A 24,821-nucleotide genomic window follows, 5' to 3' on the forward strand; every position below is an offset into this window, starting at 1 on the left:
GCTATTCAGTCGAGCTCGTCAAGGTCCGGCAACGATCTGGCCCGGTCAATTGACACAAGGTCGATCGCCTGGGAAAGCGGATCGACATACTCCTGAAATGGCGACGATTTAGCCGGCATCCAGCCATCGTTCGCATATGCCTCATCAAGGGCAGCGATGATTCGCTTGGCATCCAGCTTCGTGAAGTCGGCGCTTTTCTGCACGGCCCGCTTAGCCTGGCGAAGAAGGATTTTCCCCTTTTCATCGTCGCCTTCGCCTTTGGCATCGAGCGCCTGTTCGAAGGGATCGCTGACGTAAGCGAACGCGCGATAATCGTCACGTTCGGCAACGCATTCGATACGCACCAGCATATAATCCTGCGGCTCCAGCGGCTTGAAAGAACCCTCTTTGGTGTCAGCTTGGCGGATGCCCTCCGACGTGATCCAAAGCCGGTTTGCTTCGATCTTGCCCTCCTTTCCCTCGGAGAGCCAGATGTACCCGGATGCCAAAGGTGATGCTCCGTTACTGCCCGTGAAGGCGTTATGATAGTAGAGTTTCGAAACGGCCTTGCCGGCACCCAAGAGATCCTGAACACTCGACGCGATCGAACTGGCGATACCAGCCGCCATTGCAATCTGCGCTCCACCGAGCTTGCTGGCGAATTCGCTGACAACACCGGCGAACTTCAGAATCGTGTTATCGGACGCCATCGAAACCAGACCGCAGTCAAGGGAAATCGTACCTCCTCGGAATGGGAGCAAGGGTGTCATCGGATAATTGTACAGCAGCGACTTGCCAAGATCGGTCTGCTGGATGTCAAGGCGGTTCTTGCCGGAAACGTTGGCAAACTCGATCGATGTGCCGCCATAGCTCATTTCCACCAATGAATACGTCAATGGATAGCGTTCCGTGAACCAGCTTGACTTGTCGCGGAGAAACATTTCGACCAGCCAAAGGCGGATGTAGGTCTCTTCGCCGACTGCCTGGATCGTCACGTTATCATTCGTCAAAATCTGGCTTGGATCCAGGCGAATCTGCGTATTGTGCTCCGCCTTCTGATGCAAGAAATCATTCAGCCATTTGAATAGTCCTGGCATTCCAAATCCCTCCCCTGTTTTCCCGTGGCCAGCGCCCCGATTCAGACTGCAACCTCATTGATCGTCAGCATGCCATCTCATTGCGAACCGCGGTTGTTGCTCACCGTCCCTCGCGCTTTTCACGTCAAACGTAGAAAGCAGGAGATTTGGAAGAACATTCAAGGATTGGGTTTCAACGGGCGTGATCGCGGCCGAAAGGCCGACAAATCAACGCACGTCGTCGCCCGCGATGCACGAATTTGCCGGCTGCACGCTGCGACCGGTAGATTACAACATTATTGCATGCTGTACAGGTTATAGTAGCTCGCCTGTGGGGAACAACCAGAAATCGACGGTCCATAGGCCGGATGGGGCAGACCGCCGGCGCACTCGGCAAGAGTGGCCGTGGCAACCATCAACTCTAAAGATCCAGATGTTCATCCGTCGCCCGTGATCAGAATTAGTAGCACTTTAGTTCGCAGGCCTTCATATCAGCGTGGCGGCACAGCAACGGATAATTAGCTTGGGGGGCACTTATCGGGCAATTCAAACCAGTTCATCAAACAAAGATAGCCGTTTATTGCGGCAGGGCCTCGTTGCCATCCAGTCTTCGAACGCGCAGCGGGTGCGTTTTGACCGCTGAAGAGGGGATAGCGAAAGAGGGGAAGAAAATCTCAAGGCCGAGCTATTTATTCAGCACCTGCCGGCGAGCCCCGACGGCTCAGAGCCCAGAGACGACAATCACATCGCCACTTTCGCCCGTTGCCGACGACTGCGCTGCCAGGGCGCCAGGAGCCTTGCCGGTACATCCAATATTGGCAGCGTACAGTCCTCGGACGCCGCTCGAGCTATCGCGCGGCCAAAACGTCGTTATCAAAGAGCTAAATACTTTAAGGGCTCATGCCATGCATCTTTTGTGTGTATAACTGCGGATTAATATTGTGCACTCATCCGAATCGGTATGTTTCTAGTTCCACCTCCGTGGATTGTCCGTCGTGCCGGGGTTTTCCTGCAAAATTGCAATGAGAAAACAGAGGGACGGAATGTTACGATTTTTTGGAAGCGCCCAAAGACTTCGTCTGATTGTAACGTTGATGACGCTTCTCTTCGTAAGCTCGTGTACGACAGATTCCCAACCTTCAATGGTACTTCGAGCTGACCGTGTCAAAGCTTCCGCAGCCAATCGCGTTGGCGTCGTTGCTTCGATGGTTCAGTACTCAGGTCTATCTGTAAAGCCGAGTCCTGGCTCGCCCGAATGGAAACTTGTCGTCCTGGGCGGTTACGATTACGTTGACGAGGATCTTTGCACACCGTTCCTGGATAATCTTTTCGTCGCCGAACGGAAGTTGCGCGCAACACGCAACCAGATCTCGGACACAGGTACGGCGGCAATGGCAATCATGTCTATTGCCGGCACCTCTCTGGAAGCGATCGGCTATGTCGCAGCATCGCTAGGGCTTGCGAAGTCGTCCATCGATAACTACGAAATTCTCCGCCTGGTTGATCTGGGGCCATCACGCGTTCGTCAATTGGTAACTCGAGCCCAGATAGCTTACCGGGAACAGACGATAAAGAATGGCGGCGATTATAACCAAGAAGTCTTGGCCATGAACGCAGTTGCCGGCTATCTGGACCTTTGCCGCGTGCCGACGATCGTGTCGCTCATTGACAGGGCCGTCGATAACACGGGCTTTGTTGCGGATACCTCGAGCAATTTAGCGGCGCCGCAGTTGCTGACCGTAGGCGGTATGCAAGTTTCCGCCAACGAGGCATTGAGGGCAAGTGAGCACGGTCAGGCGAGGTTCGTGCCGAAAGATCCTGATGCTCCCATTGTCGCGGTGCCGAAGGGCGGTACAAGGATTGCCGGTGCGATCACAAGTTACGAAAAAGAGATTGACCTTTTAGACGGCAAGCGAATTCAGCAGGCCCTTTGCGTTCCCGACGACGGAAACTTCGGAAATCACCAGAGCAAGACAAGGCTTGCCATTGAACAGTTCAAGCTCGCTTGGGGACGCCGTGTCACAATTCCAAGCGGCGACTCTCCTAAGACGCTCAACAGTCCCGATCAGCGCCTAGCCATCCTGTCGAAGGGGTCCGCCGCGCGTTGCAATTCCTGGCAGAACCATACTTTCGAGATGTTCCTTTTCCCGGAGCCCCAGAATGTCGTGGAGTTCAAGGACAACTTTATCCGGATCATGACTGAGGAAAAGATAGCTCCCGATGTCGTCGCGAGGATCGAAAAAGACGACCAGTTCGGACCCAATCTGCGCGAGGCTATCAAGGCGTTCCAAGACAACAGAAAACTTCCCATTACAGGATTTCTTGACACCAAGACCTATGACGAGATTGTGAAGGGACGGTCGTGACTATCGTAATCGCAAAGTTCGAATTCTTTCTCAGAACGACCCCCGGCGGAACGCTAACACAGCATCGCGTGATGGCCGACGCAGAGTTGACCAAGCTAGGCGAAGCGACGTCTGCCGACGGCAAGCAGTGGGTCAATGTCGAAGACAAGGGCACCCAAGGGTGGACACGTTCAGACAATGTCAGGGACAGCGCACTCGCCCGCACAATCGGCGAAACTGAACTGGCGGCGGTCAGCGTTGCCGTTGCCAAAGACCTTCAGACGAATGCCGGCTATTTGTTGGCTGTTGCTCACGTCGAGAGCCGAGACGATTGGCGAAATGGTATTATCACAGCAAACCCCGATAACTCCGGCGCTTGCGCGCCGTATCGCTTCACCGTGGATGGTTGGAAATCGATCGCGGATAGCGATCGAGGGCGAGAACTGGGCTTACGCGAAGCCGGTGCGAATTTTCCCGATCAGCAGTGCCTGGCGGTGGGGCTTGAAAGCGTGCTGGATGCCGATGCTCTAACGAAAGGACTTGGACGATTTATCACCACACTCGACCTCTACCTGGCTCATGTCTTTGGAACCGAGGCAGCAATTGCGCTGCGAGAACCGTCCGCACAGGAGAAAACGCTTTCAGACATCTTCGGCAAGCTCGGGCTCAGCGCAAACCTCTTGGATGGCCGTGAATTGCTCACGATGAATCAAGGCGGGAATGCCAACGTTTCCTTGTTTCTGGAGCGCTGCAGGACGTCACTCCAGGCAGGGCTAGAACGAGCGGTGAAACTCCTGCGCGATTTTCCTGTCGAACTGCCTGAAGATTCAGATGCCAGTTTCAATGATATCCCCGCCGACTTTAAGGGCGTGGTCATCAAGGTCGAGCCGGACGACATCGACGCGCTTGCGCGTTTGTGCAGCGCCGAGGTCGGGGTTTTCAAGCAGTTTGGCGAGCAGGTCCTTGCTGATGGGGTGGGAGCGGTTGTGGATACTGTTTTCAATCGGGTCGTCGATGATTCTTCCGAATTTGAGAATACTATCCAGGCCGTCATCGAAGAGAAATCTCAATTTACGCCAATTTCTGAGACTCCAAACAAGACCTGGCGGGAATTGCCGCCGTCAACGGAGGTCTCTGCCATCGTTGATGCTCATTTGCGAAGGCGTGCATCCGGAGGATCGAGCCTGATCCTAGGCGCAATGCATTTTTTCAATCCCCATTCATCCAGTCCAAGCTGGGGGCAGCAGGTGCAGGCTCACCCGACCTTCGTCGCCGGCAATCCTGAAACCAACTTCGTACATTATCATGGTTTCCCGACGAAGGGTGGGGGATCATACAAGCCTCCAGGACCGTACATAATCTTTCATGCGGGCAAAGGTCACGCCTTCGACGGCGACGGATCCGCACTAGCCGCTGTCGCTGTCCCCACGAACGACAGTGATGTGATAAAGCTTCTGCGTGAATATATCGCCGCCAACAAGATTCGCTTCCAGCCTCCCAAAGACAAGTTGCGTGGAATGTTGCTCGGTACCGGCCCCGGCACGGCAACACCGTCCCTCCGTCGACTGGTTCTCCACCTTGCTGGTGTTGTCGATACATTCATCGAGATAAGCTCGATCGTTCGCCCCGGTGGCGGCAGCTTCCATCAATCAGGACAAGCGGTGGATATCGGCAATGAAGATATTGCTTCCAGCCTGTTGCCCAAGGTCGCAATCCAGTCGATCGTCGATCAGTTCAAAATTGATGAGATCATCTTCGATTCTCGCAAGATCGGCGAAAAGACGAATCGGTTTAATTTTAATGGCGGGAAACCTTTCTCCTACGACGAAGCCACAATTAACCAGCACGGAAACCATATCCATTTTGCGGTGGTCTAAAAGAAAAGACGCCGACGTGGTACTGCTGCTGACCGAGCGATTTGGTCCTGCCTTCCGCACTCTCGCGGGGATGGGACGCATGCGGCGGGGCGAAGCAGCTTAAGTGAGCAAACATGCGCGGCCGGCGAAAGCAGGCAGACGTGATCAAGAACCTTGAGCGGCAGGTTCACGACCATCGGCGCACGAAAGTTCCTTCAACTCGGCGATGAACGCGTCCTTTTCGTGAGCGATGGGGTGGACGCTCCCACTCAACAAGCCTCAAAATACAACCAATCCAATAGGGCGGAGACGGCGCTTACACTGTTTCGGAGTGATTGCGATTGCCGCGACCGTCGATCTCTACCCATGATGTGCATCAAAGCAGCCGGCGACCAAGCTGGGCGCAATCGCTTCAGAACTAACCTGGTCGATCAAAATCATTCGAGGTTGTCGAAGAACCTCTTCGCCTGTTGGTCGCGGATCGCATTTTCGAGCGTTTCTGCCATTTCTCCGAACAGTCCGCCAAGCTTTTCCAGATAGTCCCGCGAGATGTCGGTATGAGAAGTGCCGTCTCTGTCTACGCCATTGCGGTGGACGCAGTCGTGTCTCTTGTCGACGGACTTGATGACTAGCGCTCGGTCGTCTTTGTCTCGCGGCAGGATCGGCTTCCCGAACGCGGATTCGCACACGCCATTTATCGGCACCAGCTTATGGAATGACAGCCCTTGAAGCGTCGTCTTCACCATCTCGCGCACGATATCCGGTCGATCAAGGATAGTTGCGAGGCTGATCTGTTTGTCTTTCAGCCCCTCTAGCTTCAGCATCTTCCGCTGCACTTCCACGTTTTCCATCGCCGCGCCGATGATGGCGTCCGACAGGTAGACTTCGAGAATCGAATACAGCATGACGAACAATAATCGGTTCTTGCTGCCCGCGCCGCCGACGGTACTCAGTTCATTGACGTTGATCTTCCAGTCCCGCATCGCTCCGGCGAAGATCCCGTAGGCACGCGGTTCCGGCTCGGGCTCGTCCCAGCCGTCATAGTTGCTGTCGTCGACCTTTATTGTGACGTCGACGTCCGGGGCGTCCTCAAGCTCGGCCGTCCAGCCGTTCTCGTCGTGACGGATGATGACAGTCCAGCCTTCCTCGTCGTCGTCGAACTCGCAGGCGACCTCTTCGAAATGCGTCTCCTGATCCCCGGCAACTTTTAACCAAGTTGCCGTCGAGTTTTTGCAGTGAGGGCACACGAAGCTGACCTCGACGTCGATCTGAGACCAGAGTTCGTGCATGTATTCTTTCACTGAACTCATTTGCGCTCTTCCTGCCAGCTCGGGCGGCCGCTTATTCTTTGTCACAACCGCGCGTTATCGGCAGAGTTTCTTCAAACCTGCCAAATGCTTACTGTCGACCTGCTCCATCATCTCTATTAGCGCGCCGGCGGCGGCTTGTGTTTCCTCCAGGGTCATTGAAGAGAAAGATAGCAAATCGTCCAAATTGTCCGAATGCGATTCGACTTGAGCCAATCGTTCGAGCGCCGTCAACTTGTCTCGATCGAGCTCTGGATAGTCGGCGTAAAGCTTGGCCATTTGGCCGGTTAGCCCGGAGCTCCCGGGGCACTTGAATGCCAGGAAGACATCGAGGACGCGGCGCAGGACATTAGGAATCATGTACCCGTGATCGTCATAGGCACCCGCCTTCTCGATGAAGCGAAGGACATGGCTGAAGAGGAAATGATACTCAGAGTCATATTCCCGAAGCAGCTTTGACATCTCGACGATCGTCGATGATCGTTTAATTTGGCCCTCCGGAACAGCGACGTCGATGAATAAGAAAGTAGCTGTCGGCTCCTTGCCTTCAGGGGGACGCGCCTTGTTTTTCCATGCCTTCCGGAACTCGCTCATGCACTGGAGATTGTGGGTAAGCACGATCACCTGACTGGCCTTGTCGAGCCTGCTACGAACAAGTGAGCAAGCGAAATTGAGCGCCTTGGTGTCAAGGCTTGATACGGGGTCGTCGACGACGACGATGGCGTCCTTTAATTTGCGATTTTCGGCCTCGATCGAGGACAGGAAGTATGAGATTGCAATTGCAGTCTTTTCTCCTTCGCTCGGCATCCCTTTGATCGGCGTGCCGTGGCGATGAAGCTGGTAGCCCTCTTCTACCGGATGGATAGTCAGTTCTGCATGCCCGAGGTAGGAGGCTATCAGCTTGTTAATCGCCGTTGCTGCCGGACCGTGTACCCTGATTTTTTGTCGCAGGTCGGTAGCGGCCCGTCTCAATGCGGCCAGCGTATCATTTTCCTTGATAACATTGGCGGCCGCGTCAGCGAGGTCGTTTGCCTGCTGAGCAAAATCGGTGCGGCACTCAAGCAGGTAATGGCGACGGATCGCCATCTCGGCGGCGTTTCTGTGCTTGGCAAAGTTATCGACGATATCATTGTGTGTAGTGAGCGCCTCATTGATGACTGTGATCGCCTTAGCCAATTCTTCTGCGGTTGCGATGACGTCCGCCTCAGTCGACAATTTGCCGGTATCTGCGGGCGATGCGGGGCGCGTGCGTTTGGCATCGAGGACCCCTCGCAGGCCAGAAAGGTGCGCAATCGCGTTTCTGACCTCTTGTGAGACCAACTTTCTCGCTTCACTGAAGCCTTCTCGCAGCTCGGGGGTAAGCGCCTCTTTCGATGGTACGCGCTCTTCAATACCTGTAAGTGTTGCGATCACCGCGTCGAGGCGCTCAGCGGTCTTGTCGAGGCGTGCGACGAACTGGTCGACTTGGTCGTCAAGCGCGGCGGTTAGTTGGGCGCGTCGCTCACTTGAGATTGCATTCCGGCAATAAAGGCAGTCCGCCACTTCATTCGCTTGATGAAAATCGTGACCATGCTTCAGCCATAGCAGCATATCGGGATAACGTTGCACCTCATCAAGCGCGACTGTAGTGAGTGACTGACTGCAGATGTCGACGATAAACCGGTACGCGGCGCCTATACTTGCTGCATCGAAGGCAATCGGTGCGATTCGCGGCATTGGTTCGTCTAAGCGCCGCATATCCTCAGCGGCCGTCACTTCATCTCGGGTCAATGGAGTGCCGTCATCATCCTTCCAAGCCTCGAAATCCTTAACTAGACTTGGGGCTTCATATTTGCGACTCCCCAAATGAAGATGAGAAGCGATCGATTTTGCGCGCTCGCGTTTAAAGGTCGCGAAGGATTTGTCAGCTGCTTTCTCCGCCTCGAGCGCTACAGCTTTGGCAGTCTCCGCCTTCACGATCTCACTTTCGATCTTGGTCAGCTCAGCGGCCGAATCCGCCTGCTCGGCTCCTATGTAGAAGACCGGGTTCGCCATCCCTGCGGTCCATTGCAGGTTCTGCTCGATGTAATCGGTATTAAACACCAACAAACGCTGTTCGAGGCCACTTGGGTTTGATGGGCAACCGTATGCGGCACCATCGTCCAGCACCACCTCGAATGAACAGCCGTCAGGCAACTTCGGGTGCAGCTCTCCCGCTTGGAGGCTTGAGAACAAGCGCGAGAGCGTGCTTTTGCCTGACCCGTTAAAACCGTAAATAAGATTATACTGGCGCAGCTCGAGTGACGTGGACCGCGCGTTCCGGTCAGCATAAACGCCCATACCTTGCATTGATCGGATGTTGGCGATGATCTCCATTAGTTGAAATTCACAGCCTATTTTTATCCTGTCAAGGTTGCGAAGCTACGGATCGAGGAATAGGCCGGACATGGCGCCAGCCCATTCAAAAGATAGCGAGAGTGGTTTTTTGTTGAAATGACTTACGCCCAATTAAATTTGGAACTGCCATGTTCATTGAAAGTAATCACGGCCTGGGCCGCGATATGTCTACTTCGTGAAAGTGGCTGACCGACACCCGTCCGTCGGCTAGCGGCCACAAACCAATCATTACGGGAGAGCAAGCTGGTTAATTTGCCTAAGAAATTTGCTGCGCAGGGCATCTAGGGGTCATTTGCGGGAGGGGGCGATATACTACCTTAACGGCGGCCATCGATATTCTCCAGTGAGCGTTATATGCTCCCATCCGAGTGGTGAGACGTGGGGTAGGAGCCCGAGGTCGATCTGCTCACCGCTATCAATTTGCTCCGCGACGATTTCGCCAAGCTTCCATGCGTTCCAATAGATGATGATGGCAGTGAGGAGGTTGAGACCAGCAATTCGATGTTGCTGGCCCTCGGACGACCGATCTCGGATTTCACCTCGCCTGTTGAAGTTGACCGCACGCTTCAGGGCATGATGGGCCTCGCCTTTGTTCAATCCGATTTGCGCTCGGCGCTGCAGATCAATGTCGCTCAGCCAGTCGAGCATGAAGATCGAGCGCTCGAGACGCCCGACCTCTCTGAGCGCCAGTGCCAGGCTGTTCTGACGTGGATAGGCGGCAAGCTTTCGGAGGATCTGGCTGGGTACGACGGTCCCGGCGGCCATACTGGCGGCCAGCCGCAGGATATCGGGCCAATTTTCACGGATCTGCCGAGTGTTGATCCGGCCGCCGATCATCGGCTGAAGCACAGGTGGCACCTCATTGGTCGCGGGAACATAGATCCGCTTGTCCGGCAGATCGCGGATTCTCGGTGCGAACCGGAAGCCGAGAACAGAGCAAATGGCAAAAACATGATCTGTGAAGCCGCCCGTATCGGCATAATGCTCGCGGATTTGCCTTCCGGTGTCATTCTGCAGCAGACCATCGAGAATATAGGGCGCTTCGTGAGCTGTCGCGGGAATGACCTGGGTCGAGTATGGCGCATACTGATCGGAGACGTGACTGTATGCCGAAAGCCCTGGCTCATTACCATACCGGGCATTGACGACGTTCAATGCTTCTCCGGTCGACCCTGCCGGGAAGTGTTGGCCATCGGAAGACGAAGTGGTTCCGTCACCCCAAAAGCGGGCCATAGGTAATTTCGACTGCGCCTCAACAATCATCGCAAGGGCGCGTGCTGTTGTTTCCTCCCTAACGTGCCACTTGCCGATCCGCAGCAACTCCCAGAAAGTGTGGGTGTCGCTGGCGTCGGCCATCTTCCTGAGACCGAGATTGACGCCATCGGCGAGGAGAACGGTCATGATGCCGATACGATCGCTGCAGGCAACACCCGTGCGGAGATCAGTGAAGGCATCGGTGAAGTGCAGCTTTTCATCGACCTCAATGAGGATGTCAGTGATCCGAACAAGCGGCATGCCTTCATAGAGTTTCAAGACGAGCGCGGCAGCCTCCTCCGGCGCTGCCTTTTCGAGTCGATCAATCTGAAGCTTGCCATCGATGATGGCCCCACCTGCAAGAATACCGGCCTCGTTGGCACCTTCAATTTGCGCCATGCCATGTTTGAGAACCTGGCTTCGACGGTGAAGCCAGTCGTCCGCTTCCAGCGGAACGACCAACCGCGCAGTTTCGGAGACGGTTTCAATCGGGACCAGGGCTGTGCTGATCTCGCGATATCGCCTGCTGTCTGCCAGCCAGATGTCGCCTGAGCGCAGGGCGTTGCGAAGTTCGAACAAGATCCCGATTTCCCATATTTGACGATCTGGTTTTCCACCCTTCAGAATCCTTTTGCGCCATTTGGCTCGGGCAAAGTCGAGCGGTGCATTCACCGGCAAAGTACGATGTCCGCGGCGATTGAGGCGGCGCAGCATTTCCAATGCGTCGAGAAGCGAGTCCGCGCCACGCCCACCGCGGAACGCCAGAACTTCCAGAAACCGAGGCGCATACCGCCGGAACCGGGCATATCCATCGGTCACAAATTCCAACGGATCTGCCGAGACTTTGCCTGTCAGCGCGGCCGCCTGCGCGACAGTTTGGCGGAGTAAATCCCAACCACCACCTTCTCTGATGGCCAATCCCAAGTCGTCCTGCTCATCATGCGCAGTGATCAATGCGTCGCCGTAGCGGGAAAGCATTTTCAGAGTGTCGCTGATCGAGGCGCGCTCGGCTTGCAAGAGCTCATCCCGTTTGCGTTCACAGGCACGATAGAGCTTTCCGACGATACGATCATGCGTCTCGACGGCGGCATCCGCCAACATAGCCGACCATTCCACAACGCACGCCGCCAATATCGCCAATCGTCGATTTTCCGGCAGATCCCGCATTCCATCGGCGGAATAGCGTTCGCCCTGGCGGCGCAGACCGGTCACGCGGAAAGGGGGGATATCGTCGAGAGTGCCAATCTTGATGGCGAGCTCGCGTAGAAAGTCCAGCCGGTCGAGGAGGCTATTCATATCGTTGGAATTGGAACCGGCTTCGAACTGACGCAGCCACACAAAACGCGTGACCCGACCATCTGCAGTTTCGGAAAGCAGGGACGAGGGGCGAGTGCGGCTTTGTGCATCCAGACGCCAGGTGATACGGGACGCGATCGCCCGTTCGGCGGCGACCAAAGCATCGGCACAACACCGTTCAACGGTCGAGACCGCCGGGACGATGACGTTGCGGCGACGCAGTTCCGCTAGAAACTCCGCAGCCAATAAATCATTCGTTCTTGACCCCTCCGCAGCTTCCTTGAGCCATGTAAGCATATTCGCGCGTACCTGACCTTCGAATGGTCGATAGCCATAGAGCTGCTGCAATGCCGTCGAATGCTGGTAGCGCGTTTCCGATCTGGCACCGTATTCCGCAAGTTCTTCAGCCGCCACACCGATCTGTGCGCCGATGAAGGCCAACATCGGGGGCGGAATCATCTCGCCTGGCTGCAAGAGACGGCCGGGATATCGGAATGCACAAAGCTGAAGAGCAAACCCCAATCGGTTTCGAGGACGGCGGCGTAGTCTGATGCACCGCAGGTCTCCGTCACTTAATATGTAGTGGCGAAGCAATGACGGTTCGTCAGTTGGCAGATCGAACAGCCTCTCGCGCTGTCGTTCGGTCAGAATGGTGCGCCGTGGCATGCAGGTATTGTCCCTATTGAAGTATAGTCTGTTCTGGACAACAATCGGCCCTTACAAATCAAGGTCTTCCGGCACCAAAATCCACGAGGGTTCAATTGGGACAGCGCGCCGCCATTTACTGTCGCGTTTCGACCGCCGACCAGTCATGCGAGCGGCAAGAGCGTGACCTCACGGCCTTCGCTGACCGAGCTGGGTATGAGGTTGCTGCGATATTCAAGGAGACAGGCTCCGGCGCGAAACTCGATCGTGCCGAACGCAGGAAAGTCATGGCCCTTGCTCAGTCCCGAAAAGTGAACGCGATCCTCGTCACGGAGCTATCTCGCTGGGGGCGTTCGACCATCGATCTTCTCAACACGCTGCGCGAACTGGAAAGTTGGAAAGTCTCGGTCATCGCCATGAACGGCATGACCTTCGATTTATCCTCTCCGCATGGTCGAATGCTCGCGACCTTCCTGTCCGGCATTGCGGAATTTGAACGCGACCTGATTAGCGAAAGAGTCAAGTCCGGCCTTGCCGCTGCCAAGGCACGCGGCAAGAGGCTCGGCCGCCGGCCCGGAGCCCGCCCCAAATCGGATCGACTTGGGCCGAGAGTAATGGCATCGATCGCAGAAGGCCGCAGCTATCGGTGGATCGCTCGTGACCTGGGCATCAGCAAGAACACCGTCGCAGACATAGCGAAACGGGACCGCATAGAAAGCAAGAATCATGAATGAGATGTCTCAAAACCCTGTTGCGGCAGTTGAACTCAGCAAGATCCAAGGTCGGGCAGCCCTATTGGCTGGCGTTATTTTCGAGACGCCTGTTGTCGAACTTGCATCGCCCTTCGTCACGCAACTCTTCGACACAGGGCAAGTTTTCCTCAAGCTCGAACGCTTCCAGAAGACCGGTACCTTCAAGGCTCGAGGTGCGTTGTCAAATGCACATTCCATTCCACTGGAAAAGCGGGAAGCCGGCATCACCGCTGTTAGCGCCGGCAACCATGCAATTGCGGCCGCCTGGGCCGCCCGCCAACTTGGCCTCTCGGCAAAGGTCGTGATGCAGTCGTCAGCAAATTCTTTCCGGGTTGGGCGGGCGAAGGCGGAAGGCGCACAGGTAATCTTCAAGGATGGCGGTCCTGCAGCATTTGCCGAGGTTGAACGTATCGTAAGGGAGGAGAGGCGCACGCTAATCCACCCCTTTGAAGGGGAGAATGTTACACTTGGCACAGGAGGCGTCGGCCTCGAATTTATTGACGCTATTCCCGATCTCGATGCGGTCATAATTAGTGTTGGCGGAGGAGGGCTGATCAGCGGCGTTGCGGCGGCAATCAAGCAGATCAATTCGCGTTGTGCTGTCTATGGTGTCGAACCGAAGGGGGCAGCCTCAATGTCGCTCAGCCTGGCCGAGGGCCGGCCGGTTACCCTCGATAGCGTTATGACGGTGGCGGATAGCCTTGCACCGCCGATGGCGCTACCGTTCGCTTTTAGCGTGATCGCCCATTACGTCGATGACATCGTCACGGTATCGGACGACGATATTTGCGCGGCGATGGCAATTTATCAGGAAGAGGCAAAATTAGCAGTAGAGCCTGCCGCCGCAGCCGCCCTTGCCGGGGCCATCGGTCCATTGCGTCAGAGGATAGTCGGAAAGTGCATTGGCATCGTGGTTTGTGGGGCGAACATCGATACGGAATCCTACCTCACCCTGACTGAACGAGGCCGTCGGCACATGAGTGCGCAGCTCCTATCTCGGCCTTAAGGTAGTATTTCGCCCCCTCCCGCAAATGACCCCATCTATAATAACGGGCTCGTTGGTTCTGACCGTTCAGGAGCAGTGGTATTATTATTATCTCCAGCCGCAAATCGTGCGTCACGTGACACCGATTCAACCCTGTAGTGAGGCAACCACCCCATCTTGTTCTGGCGCCGAAAGACCCGTCGCGCGGACGCAACGGCGCGGTACCGCCACCGGATGAAGTCATAGTTGACATCAAAGCCTCGGGGGACGGGCCGCTTGCCTTAGGACAAGCAGAAGGCAATTTCATAGATTGTCCGTCTCGGCCAGTGTTGTTGTCGCTGGCCGCATTGCAAGAATGGATCACAGCAGACCAACAAGCCTGTTTGTAGCAATTGCCCCAAGACGGAAAAGCGTTCCGCGCTGCGTCGATGCCTGCCGCCAGGAAAGCGCAAGGTCGGAATCCCACGGGGTGACAATTAATTCAAACGAACCATCCGCCAGCCTCCGGAACATCACAGCTGTGTCAGCATAATTGAAGCCGCCCTGCGTCAATGTGGGGAGGTTCATGCGTTCCATGCCGTTATTGCCATGCCACGTAAGACGCCGGTCAGTCCACACGCGAGCACCGCTGCGGATGACCGGTTGCCCGATTGTCAAATTATTAGGATAGTCATACTGGTTGAAGGCAAACCCAAAGAACCGGTGCCCGCCGCGAGGAAGCTCCAGCTGACTACGTGAACCACCCTGAAGCGCTTCTCCTTGTACCCACATGGCATTAAAATTAGCCGGGTTTATTGCGCCGTTGGCAATGGCCAGCCGGAAGAGCTGCGTCGCCGCCGCGCCTAGCGGCGCGGGCGGTGCGACCGGTTGGGTTTCCTGCTGAATTTCAGGCGGCGGCGGCTGCGCGATCCGCAACCCTTCGTAGGCAAGCAGAATGGTCTCAGTGAGGGGCACAGTGTCGAAGCTCACACTGGTGAAGGCCGCGTCCATCTCACCGCGTGGAACATCGCGCTGCGCCCAGGCCGCTTCCGTATTCACGCTGAATCCACGCGACGTGAGATTGGCCGAACTGACGAGCGCATTGCAGTGATGCACATCGGTATTGAACGCATAGAGCTTGGGATGAAACGCCCGAGTAGGTAACAGAGAACCTTCCATCAGCCGCTGCGCTCCCGAAACCCGCACTTCGGTATTAGGCAAGGCCAGCCACTGGCGGAGGGCCTGCGGCTCGGTAAGGCCGAAATCAAAGGAGGTAATGAGAACTTTGGGCATCGCGGCAAACGCAGCCGGACCAGCCGCATTCACAACGGCGGTGAGCAAAATGTCCGACCCGCCCCTCGTCACGTAAGCTGCGGCAACCTGCATCGATATTGGCGCAGGTGCGATCAGATCGACAATGGCATTGCGAATAGCCGCGGGCTCTGCAGCACTTTGAACGATCAGCAACCAGGCTCTCCTGTTAAAGTCGGATTTTGCTCATCTCAGCCTCCGCGGTCACGCCAAGGGCCGCCTGGGCAAGCCCTTCAAGCTCAGAAACCAACGGCCAACCGTCGAGAAACTCCCGCATCCTGCGCCGACGAGCCGTAAGCGCCTTTGCAGGATCACTCAAGTAAGCGTCGGCCTTCGCGTGTGCCGCAGCGAGGGCCGCAATTTCTTCGGCTAGCGCGGCGATCCTGGCATGGTCGTCATTTCCTGCATCGTAGTGCGGCATCAGGCGATAAGGCAGGGTATGTATGTGCCGCTCGCTGAAATCGCCTTTGGGATTAAAGGGTAACGTGGCCTCTGTCAGTGCGCGACTGTTCAGCATTCCCACCTGGAACCAGGCCTCTCCTTTGCCTTCTATCACCTTCCAGTACAAGGTCTGGTCAACCACCAGGTCTTTGGCTTCGGACAATGGGACGCAGGCTGCACAGATATTCTTGCCTCCGGCACCTGCCAGCATAAGGAATCCCTCGGACCCAAAGATCTGCTTTGCCAGCTTTCCACGCTCGTCCACTCTCTCCTGCAAGGTCTTTCCTTTGCCTACGTCCTTCAGCTTTTTGTTGATGGCAGCAAACCTGCGCGCAGTCTGGATCAGGCCGAGCTTTCTAATCTCGGACTCGTCAAGCACGGTCCACGCTCCGTTAGCTGCTCGAAGTGCCGGAAGGGCGAGCGGTGCCCGGTGAACCCCGAGAACATAGGGAAGGAGATTTTCAGACTGCGCCATCTTGTAAATAAATCGCGGTGCGGCATAACCTGGAAACGTCTCTTTGGCCATTTCCTTGGCCGACTTTACCGTGAACTGCCACGGCGACGCCGCACCCGGAGTATCTACGCGGCATTCCGCACCTGTATTCTGCAAGATCTCAACGCAAACGGCCGTCCGCGGCATGAGGTCAGCCCCTTGCTGTGGCAGGTCGGTCATTCCCCCGGCTGCAGCAGGTCCGCCGCTCTTTTCGAGCGCCCAGGCGCTCCGCGTATCACCCAGTTTCCGTATCGAAAAATCGACGGCTTCAAGGCCTGTGGATGCCGCAAGAACGCCAGAAAAGGCGGTCAACGGCAACGACGCGGACCCTGACCGCTTATGGCCGATCAGTGCCGCGCCGGGATACTTGAAAGTGCCCGGCGCCACTTGCCAGACCTCAGATATTTCAAATGGTACGGGCCGCTCGCTGCTAAGGAAATCATGTTGGCGCAGGCGTTCGTGGTGATTGCCATTCAGGATGGTGCCTGGCACCAGGCAGGCGACCGAGGCATCCTTACCAAGATAGCGGTCGATGGCATGCAACAGATGCATCGTGCCCAATTCAAGATGAAGGAACGACTGACCTGCGGGCTGGATGCCGTAGAGCTTGGCTCGCCCTTTAAGCAACTCCTTGTAGGGATTGTCGGCAAGCCCGCTCATCGCCAGCCACGGCGGGTTCGATACAAGGCCGTTGAAATGCCCGGTAAGAAGGCCGGGCCGGTAGGTGTTGCGCAGAATGAAAGCCCAGATGCCGTTTCTCCCGGCAACCGCGAGCTCTGCCATGCGATGTGCGAGCGGATAGAGGGCTTCGGATAGCTGCTTATGGAGTTCGGCCGGCAGCGTGATCCCGAATGCCGCGATGGCGCCGTCAAGGAAGCTGTCCGCGTCGCTCTTGGCGAATGGCGTAACGGCGCCGCGCGCCTGCGCATCTCTCGCTTCGTCATAGGCCCAGTCAACGATGCGGTCGAAGAACTCCCGGTATTCCGGCTGCACCAGTGCGGTCGGGAGCTGCACTGTCATGCCGTCAAGTGAGACCGGTATTGTCTCGTCTTCCCCGACAAGTGGCACGGATGCTGAAACCGGAGTGACAGCGAAAAGAGAGTCTGCGTGATAGATCGGAATGGTAATCGGCTTCGTCGCCGCCTTGATCTCCGCTGCTAGACTGACAACCCACGTTGTCTTGGCCAGACTGACGGCGAGCGGGTCGATATCGAAGCCGGTAGCGACATCGCCGAGCTTTTCGATATCGGCGAATCCGAACCGCGCACGCGTGGCTTTGATGATTTCGGCGACGATAGTGCCAGAGCCGCAGCACATGTCCACAAGGCGGGGCGGTTCCCCGGCCGGAAGGCCATCAAGACATCTGTCGGCCAGCAAACGCGCAAGCCAGTGCGGCGTCCATTCCTGCCCCAGGAGTTTGCGCTGGCTGCTGCGGGCAAGCTGCGCCATCAGGCGGCCAAACAAATCTTCTTCAGCCAGCCACCCGAAATCATAGGCATATAAATCGCGCTGGAGGTCGCGGGCGATGACAACGAGTTTATCGATATAGGGCACATCCAAAAGCCAGCCGAAATAATCCTGTTCGACGACGTTTTCCAGCTGGTACTTATGGCGAAAGAAATCACCATTGAGGATTGTCCGGAGCTCTTCGTCCGTGCTGAGAAGGGCCTTACCCTGAAGCACGTTGGCGCTCAAAAGGCGCGCCAAGAGCGTGACGTAAACTTCGTCCACATACGCTTGTGTACGGAATGTCCCGGTTGATCCCTCCAGATGATCCACAAAATGGGACCATAATTCCGTTGCAAGGCTTGCAGAGGGATAGGAGCTGCGCCCTTCTTCAACGAGCTTGACCAGCGGCGCAGCACTGCTTTTGTAGGTCAGCGAGTCCATGCCAAGATCAGAAGCCAGAAAATCCGCGCGCAGCGGACGGGATTGCTCGCGCGCCAGATGCTTCAGTATGAACGCGGCGAGGCGTTCCGCCGAAACCTCCCCGTCGTCTAAAAGACGTAGTTCATCGATCTGCACGAGCGTAACATCTTCCGCTGTGCAAGAGGTTGTGTCCACGCCGGGTGCTAAGACCGCATCGTATGCGTACCAATCCACCGTATCGGAAAGTACGCCTCTTACCGATGTCAGGGGCACTCCGCTGCGGATAAGGCCAGCGGCCTGCTCACGGACCTGCTGATAACCGGTATCGCGCTTCGTTGCGATCCGCAGATCAGCCTCGTACTCGATCGTGGTCGAGCCGACCAGGTTATCGATGAAACGCGACGCCGCCTTCCCCGACGCGACGCCAACTTTTGTGTGTGCCTCGGCACCTTCAGTATAGTTGTTAATCCAGCTGACATGAGCGATATCAGGGAACATGACGCGCAGCCGCCCCTGGAGCTCACTGCGCAGTACGGCTTCCACATGACCACCGTCCCGTAGCATACGGGCTCGGGCGATGGCCTGACGAACATTCTCGATATTTGCACTCAAGACGCAATCCTTTGACGGGCGGAACAAGAGGCATCGAGCCGCTCGTAAATATGCCGGGCGTAATTTGTGAGCTCGGATTTGTTGGCTGAGGGAAACGCGGCCGCAAGCACGAGCTGGTCTATATCTGCGAGCGACGCGTAATCCGAGGAAGCCAGACGCTGCCCAAGCGATCCGAGTTTCTGGCAATCGGCGTCGGAGAAAACCGGAACAGGCATCTGGCGGATATGTGTGGCCTCCAGCTTAAGCGCGCCGCCGCCAAGCGGTGTACCCAAAGCCTCCATGCTGGCCCGGCACCAGACACTGCTGAACAATCCGTAGAGACCGTGGTTTGTCCATCGAGTGCCGTCCGCCCACAGGGTCGAAAAGTTGGCGTCAATCAGGATCGGCGGGAGAGTATTCAACGACACGGCGGCTATACCGTGATTGATCCGCGGTACAAAAATCGATGGCAGATGCCGCGCCGAAAACGCAGGCAGCATGTACCAGAAGCCGGGAATCCGGTGGGCAATGCCCGGCCGTTTCACATTGGTGCGAACAGCCGAGAGATCAGGAATGAAACGTGAAGGCTCGGCAGGGTCGAGTGCAAGACGGGAGGCGCGGCGCACGAAAGCGGCAAGCTCTTCGGGCATCTGCCGGGGGAGAGTTTTGCGGCCTGCCCGGTATGCACTCTCGTGCTTCAGTACCGTTTCCCTATCCTCAGGCAGCACCCAATTCGATAGCTCAAGAACACGCGCACTCGGTATCTGGCCGCGCGCAAAGCCGGGGATGTCTGTCTGCCGGTGAAGTACGGGCCGCAAGACCTCTTGCGGCACCTTGAATCGCAGCCTTTGAAAACTCTCTGAGGCCTCAATGGTGGCCGTACCGTCACTATGCTCGGCAAGCATGGTGACGTAAAAAAATCGGTTGCAGCCCGTACGCAACCCCTGGCTGACCTTGATCGGTCCCTCTGCGAGCGTCTGCAGACCAGCTAACGTGCTCCCCGAAGGGAGCAGCGCCTGTAAAGGTTCGGGTACAGCTGCAGCCGCGCGGCCTTGTGCGCGCGCTGCAGCACGACTGGTCGTGCCTTCAGCTTTTTGGAACCAAGCTTTGCCCTGCAGTCGCTGCGCTAAGGTTTTCCATTCTTCCGTGAGAGCGAAGGGACGATTATCGATATTCGGGACGGCGCTTCCCCCCGCTCGCGCCCAAGACGCGAAGGCCGCGTCTGGATGCATCCCGGAAAATGCCAAGCCCACCAACGACTCCGCGTTCGCTGCGGGCGGTGCAATCTGGAGCCACCGGGGATTAGCCCATGAGGTCCGCTCTGCGAGTGGCGCTGCTGCTTCGTCATCCGTCAGCCGTCGTGCGACAATGAGGTTTGTGCGGACCAGCGCATCCGAAAACCAGCCGGGCTGGGTGTCGTCCACGATGAATTCAAGCGCGAAGAACCGCAGAAGAAGGTAGCGGACAATGTCCGCATAATCCCGTGAGCGCCAGGTTGCCGGAGCCACAATTGCAAGGCGGCCGCCGGGGCGCGTCAGGACGGCAGACAAAATCCATGATGGCACAGAGAGATCGGCAAGGCCGGAATAACCCGCGGCGAGAATCTGCCAAAGCTTCGACTCTGCGCCGCTCGTCCGCTCTTCGATAATGGAGCACAGCCCCTCCCGGATGGCCGCACTGCCGTGCTTGTCGCCCTTCTGGGACTGGTATCTGACGTAGGGCGGATTGGTGATAACCAGATCGTACCCTTCGGGTCTTAGCTGCCGGATGACGGCCGGATCGAAGGCGCTTCCCGCTATGACCGCACTTTTCACACCTGCTGAACGGCCCCACAAATCCGCGGCGCGTTGCCGACAACAGGCTGCAGTAGCGTTATCGACCTCAATGCCGTCCAGCTGCGTCGCCGCAATACCACGTTCCTGCGCAGCGCTGGCGGCAGCGTCCAGCAGGTCGCCGTTCCCGGCCATGGGATCAAGGATTGTGACGTTCTCGTCGTCGAGCGCTAGGTGCGCCAGCAGTTTGCCAAGGGGCAGTCCCGTGAAGAACTGCCCCAAGCGCTTGCGCTGCGCCGGTGGCAAATTCTCTTCAAAGAGCCGCGCGGCCGTTCGTATCTCGGCTAGAGCGTCACTCGCCGGCACTGACTAGCGCTCCCCTTGGTGACTGCTCGGCAAACCAGCGGTAGAAAACATCCGCATCCAGCGGCACCTGCTGCTGGCGGCTGAGGAAATAATTCACGAAACGCGAATAGAGCCGAGGCGCCGTTGATTCAGCTGGATCGCGGGCTGCAGTGGCCTCACTGTGCAGGGCTGCCGCAACGCTCCACACATTTTCCACGCCATGGTCTTCGCAGTCCCGCCGTGGCCCCAGCAAAAGGACGGGATCGCCGCTTACTGCGCCTTTTGTCGTGACCTGTTTAAAGCTGCCTTGCGTCTTGTTCAGAACGCCCGCGTGTTCTACGTCAAACCCCGCATCCTGATAGGCGCGCTGCAGCGCATTCCAAATCTCGGCGGACGCTGAGTGAAACACCATCGTGGCTTGTCCCGTGGGTTTCAGAATCCGGCGAGCTTCGCTGAAGGAGCGCGTCAATAATTCTCGATACGCGTCGACTGATTTTTCCTGTTTTGGGCTAACGATGGCTTCATCGGTTCTGTCGGTAAATTTCTTGAGCCACGCCTCGTTGATGAAGTTTAGTTCCGCGTAAGGAATGTTCGCGCCGAAAGGCGGATCGGTGAAGACATAATCGATACTGCCGGACGGCAGATCGACTTGGCAGCTTGAACCGTTGACGACTTCGATCTTGCCACTGCTGCCGTGAATCAGCTCGAATGCCTGGGTGATCGTCGAGAGTTTGCGCTTCAGTCCGGCAAACAGATTTTTCTCGACGGGAAGACCGCTGATATAGAGAACGCCCGGCTGCGCGCTGGTGACCACGAGGTCTTTCTGGCCGGTCTTGGCCACGACACGGGTCATAATGGTACCGTGCGAGGCATTGTAGCTGAGAAGCCAGAAACGCAATCCCTCGCGCAAAGCTCCTCTATAGGATTCGACGCGCTTCCACATGCGCGCGAAGACAATCAGATTGCGCCGTGTATAAAAGTGATGAACGTGCGAAATCCCTAAGTGATAACCTTTCCTGTAAAGATCGCCCCACGGAATCATGGCTTTGGGAACGCAGGAAGGGATCGATTCTGCGGCGATCTTTTTCATCAGCGCAAGATCAGAGGCGTGAGGCGCGCGGGACCATAGCTTTCCTCCGGTGGAGCCGTATATGCGGGCCGGGGTGCGGTGGCGCAGCTCACGATCTTCCCCAAGAACATCGTCGGCCTCTGTGACGGTGACACGCTGCGCTTCGTCGAGCGCGCAACTATGATCGCACTTGGGGCACGAAAAGGTGGACGAGATTTCAGCGGGCTCAAGAGAGACACAGGCATCCCACAGACCGACGACCTTCCGGCAGCGCGGGCAGCGAAGGCTGTCGCTCCAGATTATGTGACGAAGAGAGCCCTTCTTTCCGGAAGGATCGCGCGCTTCGTACATCCAGCCATCTTGCTCAATGCCAGCGGCGAGCACGTCTTCCGCGGCCTTCTTAAAGGCGGCGGGATCAGGCGGATTGGTCAGTGTGCGGCCAACGAAAGCGCCGAGTACGCCAAGCTCATACAGAACGGCATTGCGGGCGCCCCACTGCACATCCAGACCCAGCCGCTTGGCTTCGGCGCGCAACGCGTCGCTTGGCCGCTCGCAAAGCAGAGCCGCAAGTCCCGTGGTACCGCTACCACCGAACCCGTCAAAAACGGTGTCGCCGGGACGTGTATGCGCGGCGATGTATAGTGCGATCGCGTCTGGAGATATCTTGGTCGGATACGGGAAAGCGCCAAAAAGCGAGCCGGAGCGGCTGGCAGCGAGAGGACGTCGATAAAGCGCATCGAGAGACGCTTCGGGAACGGCCCTGGCAGGCTGCCGCTGCTTAGAACTTGAGACGCGCATTCGATGGATTCCCCCGGAGATGTTATTCTGTTCAGGCACGTTCAGCGACAGACGACCGCCGCACGGGGCCCGATTTGCCGGGTGCCCGCTGCGGTTCGCGATGTTGACGGAGATACTCGTCGATCGCGCGCCTGACGACCCACGAGATGGACACATCGTCACGACCGGCGATAACGTTGAGGGTGTCATAGTCTCTCGCAGTGACACTAACGGTAACGCGCGGACCGAATTTTCTCGATTTTTCACTCATAGCTCTTCCGCTCGTGTTCTCGTATTGTTCTCTATAAGCTTATGCGACTCACTTTGCAACAAAGTGCATCACTTTGACTCAGCAGTCGAGCATCAGCCCGAGGTTTTGCCCGCCACATCTTTTCGACAAATTTGCTTACGTCACTGCCGCCCCCAGGCACGGCGGGAACAGCATGAACTGGCCTGCGTTGGTCGCGAGGTCTCGCAAGTTCGATCTCTTGCGCCTCTTAAGCCGATACCACGCGGGGTACCAGATAATACCTGCACCTCGAATCGGCTTAAAAGCATAGTGACGCAGCATTAGGCAATGAATTACCATACTATGCGTCTAGCGCATAACTGTGTTGCGACGCAGCATCTGGCGTCCTTTTGAAGAGGCATGTATTCATATTGTCAACGAAGCAACGCACTCATCCCGCAACGTTTCGGGTTTCAGATACCCTCACTCCTCCTCCCAAGGGGTGTCTGATGGAACGGCGACTTTCCTCCTCCCAGTTGCTGTTCATTTATTGCGAAAAGCCTGCCGCACCTCCTCCCGCGGCAGGCTTTTTCGTTTGTCCCGGAAACGGTACGGTACCCTAAACAAATCGGACTTGCGATCACCGAAGTTCCATCCCGTTGGATTCGGTGACCCTAAACGGGTTCTGGCGGTTCGGGGAGTAAGTGTCGAACGGCGGGGCCGTTTTGGTAGGAGGGGTGAGCTGGGGCGATGGATGTGCCCGGCCAGGAAAACCTGGCGTCTATACGCGCGTTTCAAACTTCGCTGCTTGGCTTAGATCGTGCAGAGAAGGCTACTTGCTGGGCAGGCCCTGATTGGGACGCGGTCAAGTAATTTGTCGGCGGATATCATTTGTCATTTTGCTTTAATATGGCGTCCGCGTTGCTCTATGCGGAATAAGGGGCGAAATCCATGACTGAAACAACACGGACCGGCATCGCCGTAATAGAGAGCAAGTGGAACGGCGAAGGCATCACGATGCGAAAGAACGCATCGGTCAAGCCGATGTTCGATATGCTCTGCGACCTGCACTTCGGCAATACCCATGAATATGTCTACGAAATGGTCGCGACAGCTCCTGCACTGGCGGACACAATCAAACGTATGGCTTGGGACAAAGATATCTCCACAATTTACCTCGCGTGCCACGGCAGTGAAGATGGTTTGTATCTTCACGGCTGGGATGAAGTGGTTGACCGTAAGAAGCTAAGTAAAATGCTGCTGGAAGGCGGTTCCAGAAGCTCTTTGAGCGGCGTTTACCTTGGGGCCTGTGAATTTGGAACGCGTAAGCTTGCCGAACACCTGTTGGCTAATGACAAGCGACTGCGTTGGGTCGCCGGCTATCAACATTCTGCCGATTTCATTGATGGCACGGCCCTCGACGTCATGTTCTTCAATGCCTGGTTCAGGCACGTAGACGGAGCTTCCGACACACGCGCTCGTGAAATCGTGAAATCGGTCGCAGAGGACCTGAAAAACAAATGCAAGGGTCTCATCTCAACGCGGGAAGAGAACGGTCACGATGCCGACGACGAAGACGCGCCGGGCATGGGGCTTTCCATTTATGCCCGTGCTCGCGGCCCAAAAGGCGGCATCATCGATTTGCTACGTGACGAGGAATGAGCTCCTTCAAAGTCTGACGGGTTTCGATATGCTTTTCGACTGACGGGATATGCCGGCGGTGGTTGTTGGGGAGCGATGAAGTGTCGAAGGTATTTTTCACCTATGGCTGGAGGCCGCCGGGCGACCCCTGCTTGCCATTGACCTTCAGCTCCAAGGCGGCGCGCACATAAGTGAGAACGCCGCTAGTGGAGGGAAATTTCGTCTTCACCGTGGGTACGAAGGGAGAACCGACCTGGCCAGAATGCGCCGCGGCCATGTCGGCAATCGCACTACCGATGAACTGAACCAGCGCAATCGCAGCCCCGATCCTGTCCGGTCTCCTGACCGCCTCCGGCGCTCCGGCGATATTGACGCTGATGATTACCTGCAACACGACAGCGCTATTTCTGCTGGTGAAGCTTGGTACCTCAAA

The 24,821-nt window shown here is 56.7% G+C and carries 16 protein-coding genes; 6 read left to right on the forward strand and 10 right to left on the reverse strand.

All coding sequences use genetic code 11. The features are described 5' to 3' along the window. Window positions 1-5: 5 nt before the first annotated feature. Complete coding sequence (locus tag DQ393_RS29530) at window positions 6-1,076, reverse strand: hypothetical protein (RefSeq protein ID WP_112345269.1); 1,071 nt, start codon at window positions 1,074-1,076, stop codon at window positions 6-8. Between the two features lie 1,184 nt (window positions 1,077-2,260). Here DQ393_RS29530 and DQ393_RS29535 point away from each other — a divergent pair. Further along, on the forward strand, window positions 2,261-3,421 hold the full coding sequence (locus tag DQ393_RS29535) for a peptidoglycan-binding domain-containing protein (protein WP_181592437.1): 1,161 nt from the start codon (window positions 2,261-2,263) through the stop codon (window positions 3,419-3,421). After that, a complete protein-coding gene (locus DQ393_RS29540) occupies window positions 3,418-5,277 on the forward strand; it encodes a cell wall hydrolase (RefSeq protein ID WP_112345271.1) in 1,860 nt (619 codons plus the stop codon). The genes DQ393_RS29535 and DQ393_RS29540 overlap by 4 nt, the downstream gene beginning before the upstream one ends. 416 nt (window positions 5,278-5,693) lie before the next feature. On the opposite strand, the gene DQ393_RS29545 is transcribed toward DQ393_RS29540, so the two are convergent. The 3 genes from DQ393_RS29545 to DQ393_RS29555 form a co-directional block, all read right to left on the reverse strand. Beyond that, window positions 5,694-6,566 (reverse strand): hypothetical protein, encoded by an 873-nt coding sequence (locus DQ393_RS29545; RefSeq protein WP_112345272.1) that lies wholly within the window; start codon window positions 6,564-6,566, stop codon window positions 5,694-5,696. Window positions 6,567-6,620: 54 nt separating this feature from the next. Beyond that, entirely contained in the window at window positions 6,621-8,918 is a 2,298-nt protein-coding gene (locus tag DQ393_RS29550) for an AAA family ATPase (RefSeq protein WP_112345273.1), read from the reverse strand. Between the two features lie 333 nt (window positions 8,919-9,251). Further along, window positions 9,252-12,155 (reverse strand): Tn3 family transposase, encoded by a 2,904-nt coding sequence (locus DQ393_RS29555; protein WP_112345274.1) that lies wholly within the window; start codon window positions 12,153-12,155, stop codon window positions 9,252-9,254. Between the two features lie 95 nt (window positions 12,156-12,250). Here DQ393_RS29555 and DQ393_RS29560 point away from each other — a divergent pair, with 95 nt between their 5' ends. Continuing rightward, entirely contained in the window at window positions 12,251-12,868 is a 618-nt protein-coding gene (locus DQ393_RS29560; RefSeq protein WP_112345275.1) for a recombinase family protein, read from the forward strand. Then, window positions 12,861-13,892 (forward strand): pyridoxal-phosphate dependent enzyme, encoded by a 1,032-nt coding sequence (locus tag DQ393_RS29565; RefSeq protein ID WP_210209440.1) that lies wholly within the window; start codon window positions 12,861-12,863, stop codon window positions 13,890-13,892. Before DQ393_RS29560 ends, DQ393_RS29565 begins: the two co-directional genes overlap by 8 nt. 339 nt (window positions 13,893-14,231) lie before the next feature. Here DQ393_RS29565 and DQ393_RS29570 read toward each other — a convergent pair whose 3' ends face one another. Genes DQ393_RS29570 through DQ393_RS34350 form a run of 5 tightly spaced genes read right to left on the reverse strand, consistent with a single transcriptional unit; the run spans window position 14,232 to window position 22,789 of the window. Next, on the reverse strand, window positions 14,232-15,317 hold the full coding sequence (locus tag DQ393_RS29570) for a restriction endonuclease PLD domain-containing protein (protein ID WP_112345277.1): 1,086 nt from the start codon (window positions 15,315-15,317) through the stop codon (window positions 14,232-14,234). Between the two features lie 13 nt (window positions 15,318-15,330). Then, on the reverse strand, window positions 15,331-18,576 hold the full coding sequence (locus DQ393_RS29575) for a hypothetical protein (RefSeq protein ID WP_181592438.1): 3,246 nt from the start codon (window positions 18,574-18,576) through the stop codon (window positions 15,331-15,333). After that, window positions 18,573-20,693, reverse strand: coding sequence for an N-6 DNA methylase (locus tag DQ393_RS29580; protein ID WP_112345278.1), 2,121 nt, complete (start codon window positions 20,691-20,693; stop codon window positions 18,573-18,575). The genes DQ393_RS29575 and DQ393_RS29580 overlap by 4 nt, the downstream gene beginning before the upstream one ends. Continuing rightward, window positions 20,680-22,539: a DNA methyltransferase gene (locus DQ393_RS29585; protein ID WP_112345279.1), complete on the reverse strand. Its 1,860-nt coding sequence runs from the start codon at window positions 22,537-22,539 to the stop codon at window positions 20,680-20,682. The genes DQ393_RS29580 and DQ393_RS29585 overlap by 14 nt, the downstream gene beginning before the upstream one ends. A 31-nt stretch (window positions 22,540-22,570) precedes the next feature. Next, entirely contained in the window at window positions 22,571-22,789 is a 219-nt protein-coding gene (locus tag DQ393_RS34350) for a ribbon-helix-helix domain-containing protein (protein WP_112345280.1), read from the reverse strand. Between the two features lie 662 nt (window positions 22,790-23,451). Here DQ393_RS34350 and DQ393_RS34235 point away from each other — a divergent pair. Then, the gene (locus DQ393_RS34235; RefSeq protein WP_348628033.1) at window positions 23,452-23,601 is read left to right on the forward strand and encodes a trypsin-like serine protease; all 150 of its coding nucleotides are present in this window, start codon (window positions 23,452-23,454) and stop codon (window positions 23,599-23,601) included. A 97-nt stretch (window positions 23,602-23,698) separates the two neighbouring features. Beyond that, on the forward strand, window positions 23,699-24,409 hold the full coding sequence (locus tag DQ393_RS29600) for a hypothetical protein (protein ID WP_112345281.1): 711 nt from the start codon (window positions 23,699-23,701) through the stop codon (window positions 24,407-24,409). Between the two features lie 100 nt (window positions 24,410-24,509). On the opposite strand, the gene DQ393_RS29605 is transcribed toward DQ393_RS29600, so the two are convergent. After that, window positions 24,510-24,782 carry a hypothetical protein gene (locus tag DQ393_RS29605; protein WP_112345282.1) on the reverse strand — a complete coding sequence of 91 codons (273 nt, stop codon included), beginning with the start codon at window positions 24,780-24,782 and terminating at the stop codon, window positions 24,510-24,512. Window positions 24,783-24,821 lie beyond the last annotated feature (39 nt).

The organism is Martinezella tropici, from assembly GCF_003287875.1.
Taxonomy (GTDB): Bacteria; Pseudomonadota; Alphaproteobacteria; order Rhizobiales; family Rhizobiaceae; genus Rhizobium; species Rhizobium tropici_C.

What these genes read in the sequence shown, in the direction of transcription:
- DQ393_RS29550 (WP_112345273.1), bottom strand. Translation starts at nt 8,918, where the DNA reads ATGGAGATCATCGCCAACATCCGATCAATGCAAGGTATGGGCGTTTAT.
- DQ393_RS29585 (WP_112345279.1), bottom strand. Translation starts at nt 22,539, where the DNA reads ATGCGCGTCTCAAGTTCTAAGCAGCGGCAGCCTGCCAGGGCCGTTCCC.
- DQ393_RS34350 (WP_112345280.1), bottom strand. Translation starts at nt 22,789, where the DNA reads ATGAGTGAAAAATCGAGAAAATTCGGTCCGCGCGTTACCGTTAGTGTC.
- DQ393_RS29555 (WP_112345274.1), bottom strand. Translation starts at nt 12,155, where the DNA reads ATGCCACGGCGCACCATTCTGACCGAACGACAGCGCGAGAGGCTGTTC.
- DQ393_RS29565 (WP_210209440.1), top strand. Translation starts at nt 12,861, where the DNA reads ATGAATGAGATGTCTCAAAACCCTGTTGCGGCAGTTGAACTCAGCAAG.
- DQ393_RS29535 (WP_181592437.1), top strand. Translation starts at nt 2,261, where the DNA reads ATGGTTCAGTACTCAGGTCTATCTGTAAAGCCGAGTCCTGGCTCGCCC.
- DQ393_RS29530 (WP_112345269.1), bottom strand. Translation starts at nt 1,076, where the DNA reads ATGCCAGGACTATTCAAATGGCTGAATGATTTCTTGCATCAGAAGGCG.
- DQ393_RS29600 (WP_112345281.1), top strand. Translation starts at nt 23,699, where the DNA reads ATGACTGAAACAACACGGACCGGCATCGCCGTAATAGAGAGCAAGTGG.
- DQ393_RS29545 (WP_112345272.1), bottom strand. Translation starts at nt 6,566, where the DNA reads ATGAGTTCAGTGAAAGAATACATGCACGAACTCTGGTCTCAGATCGAC.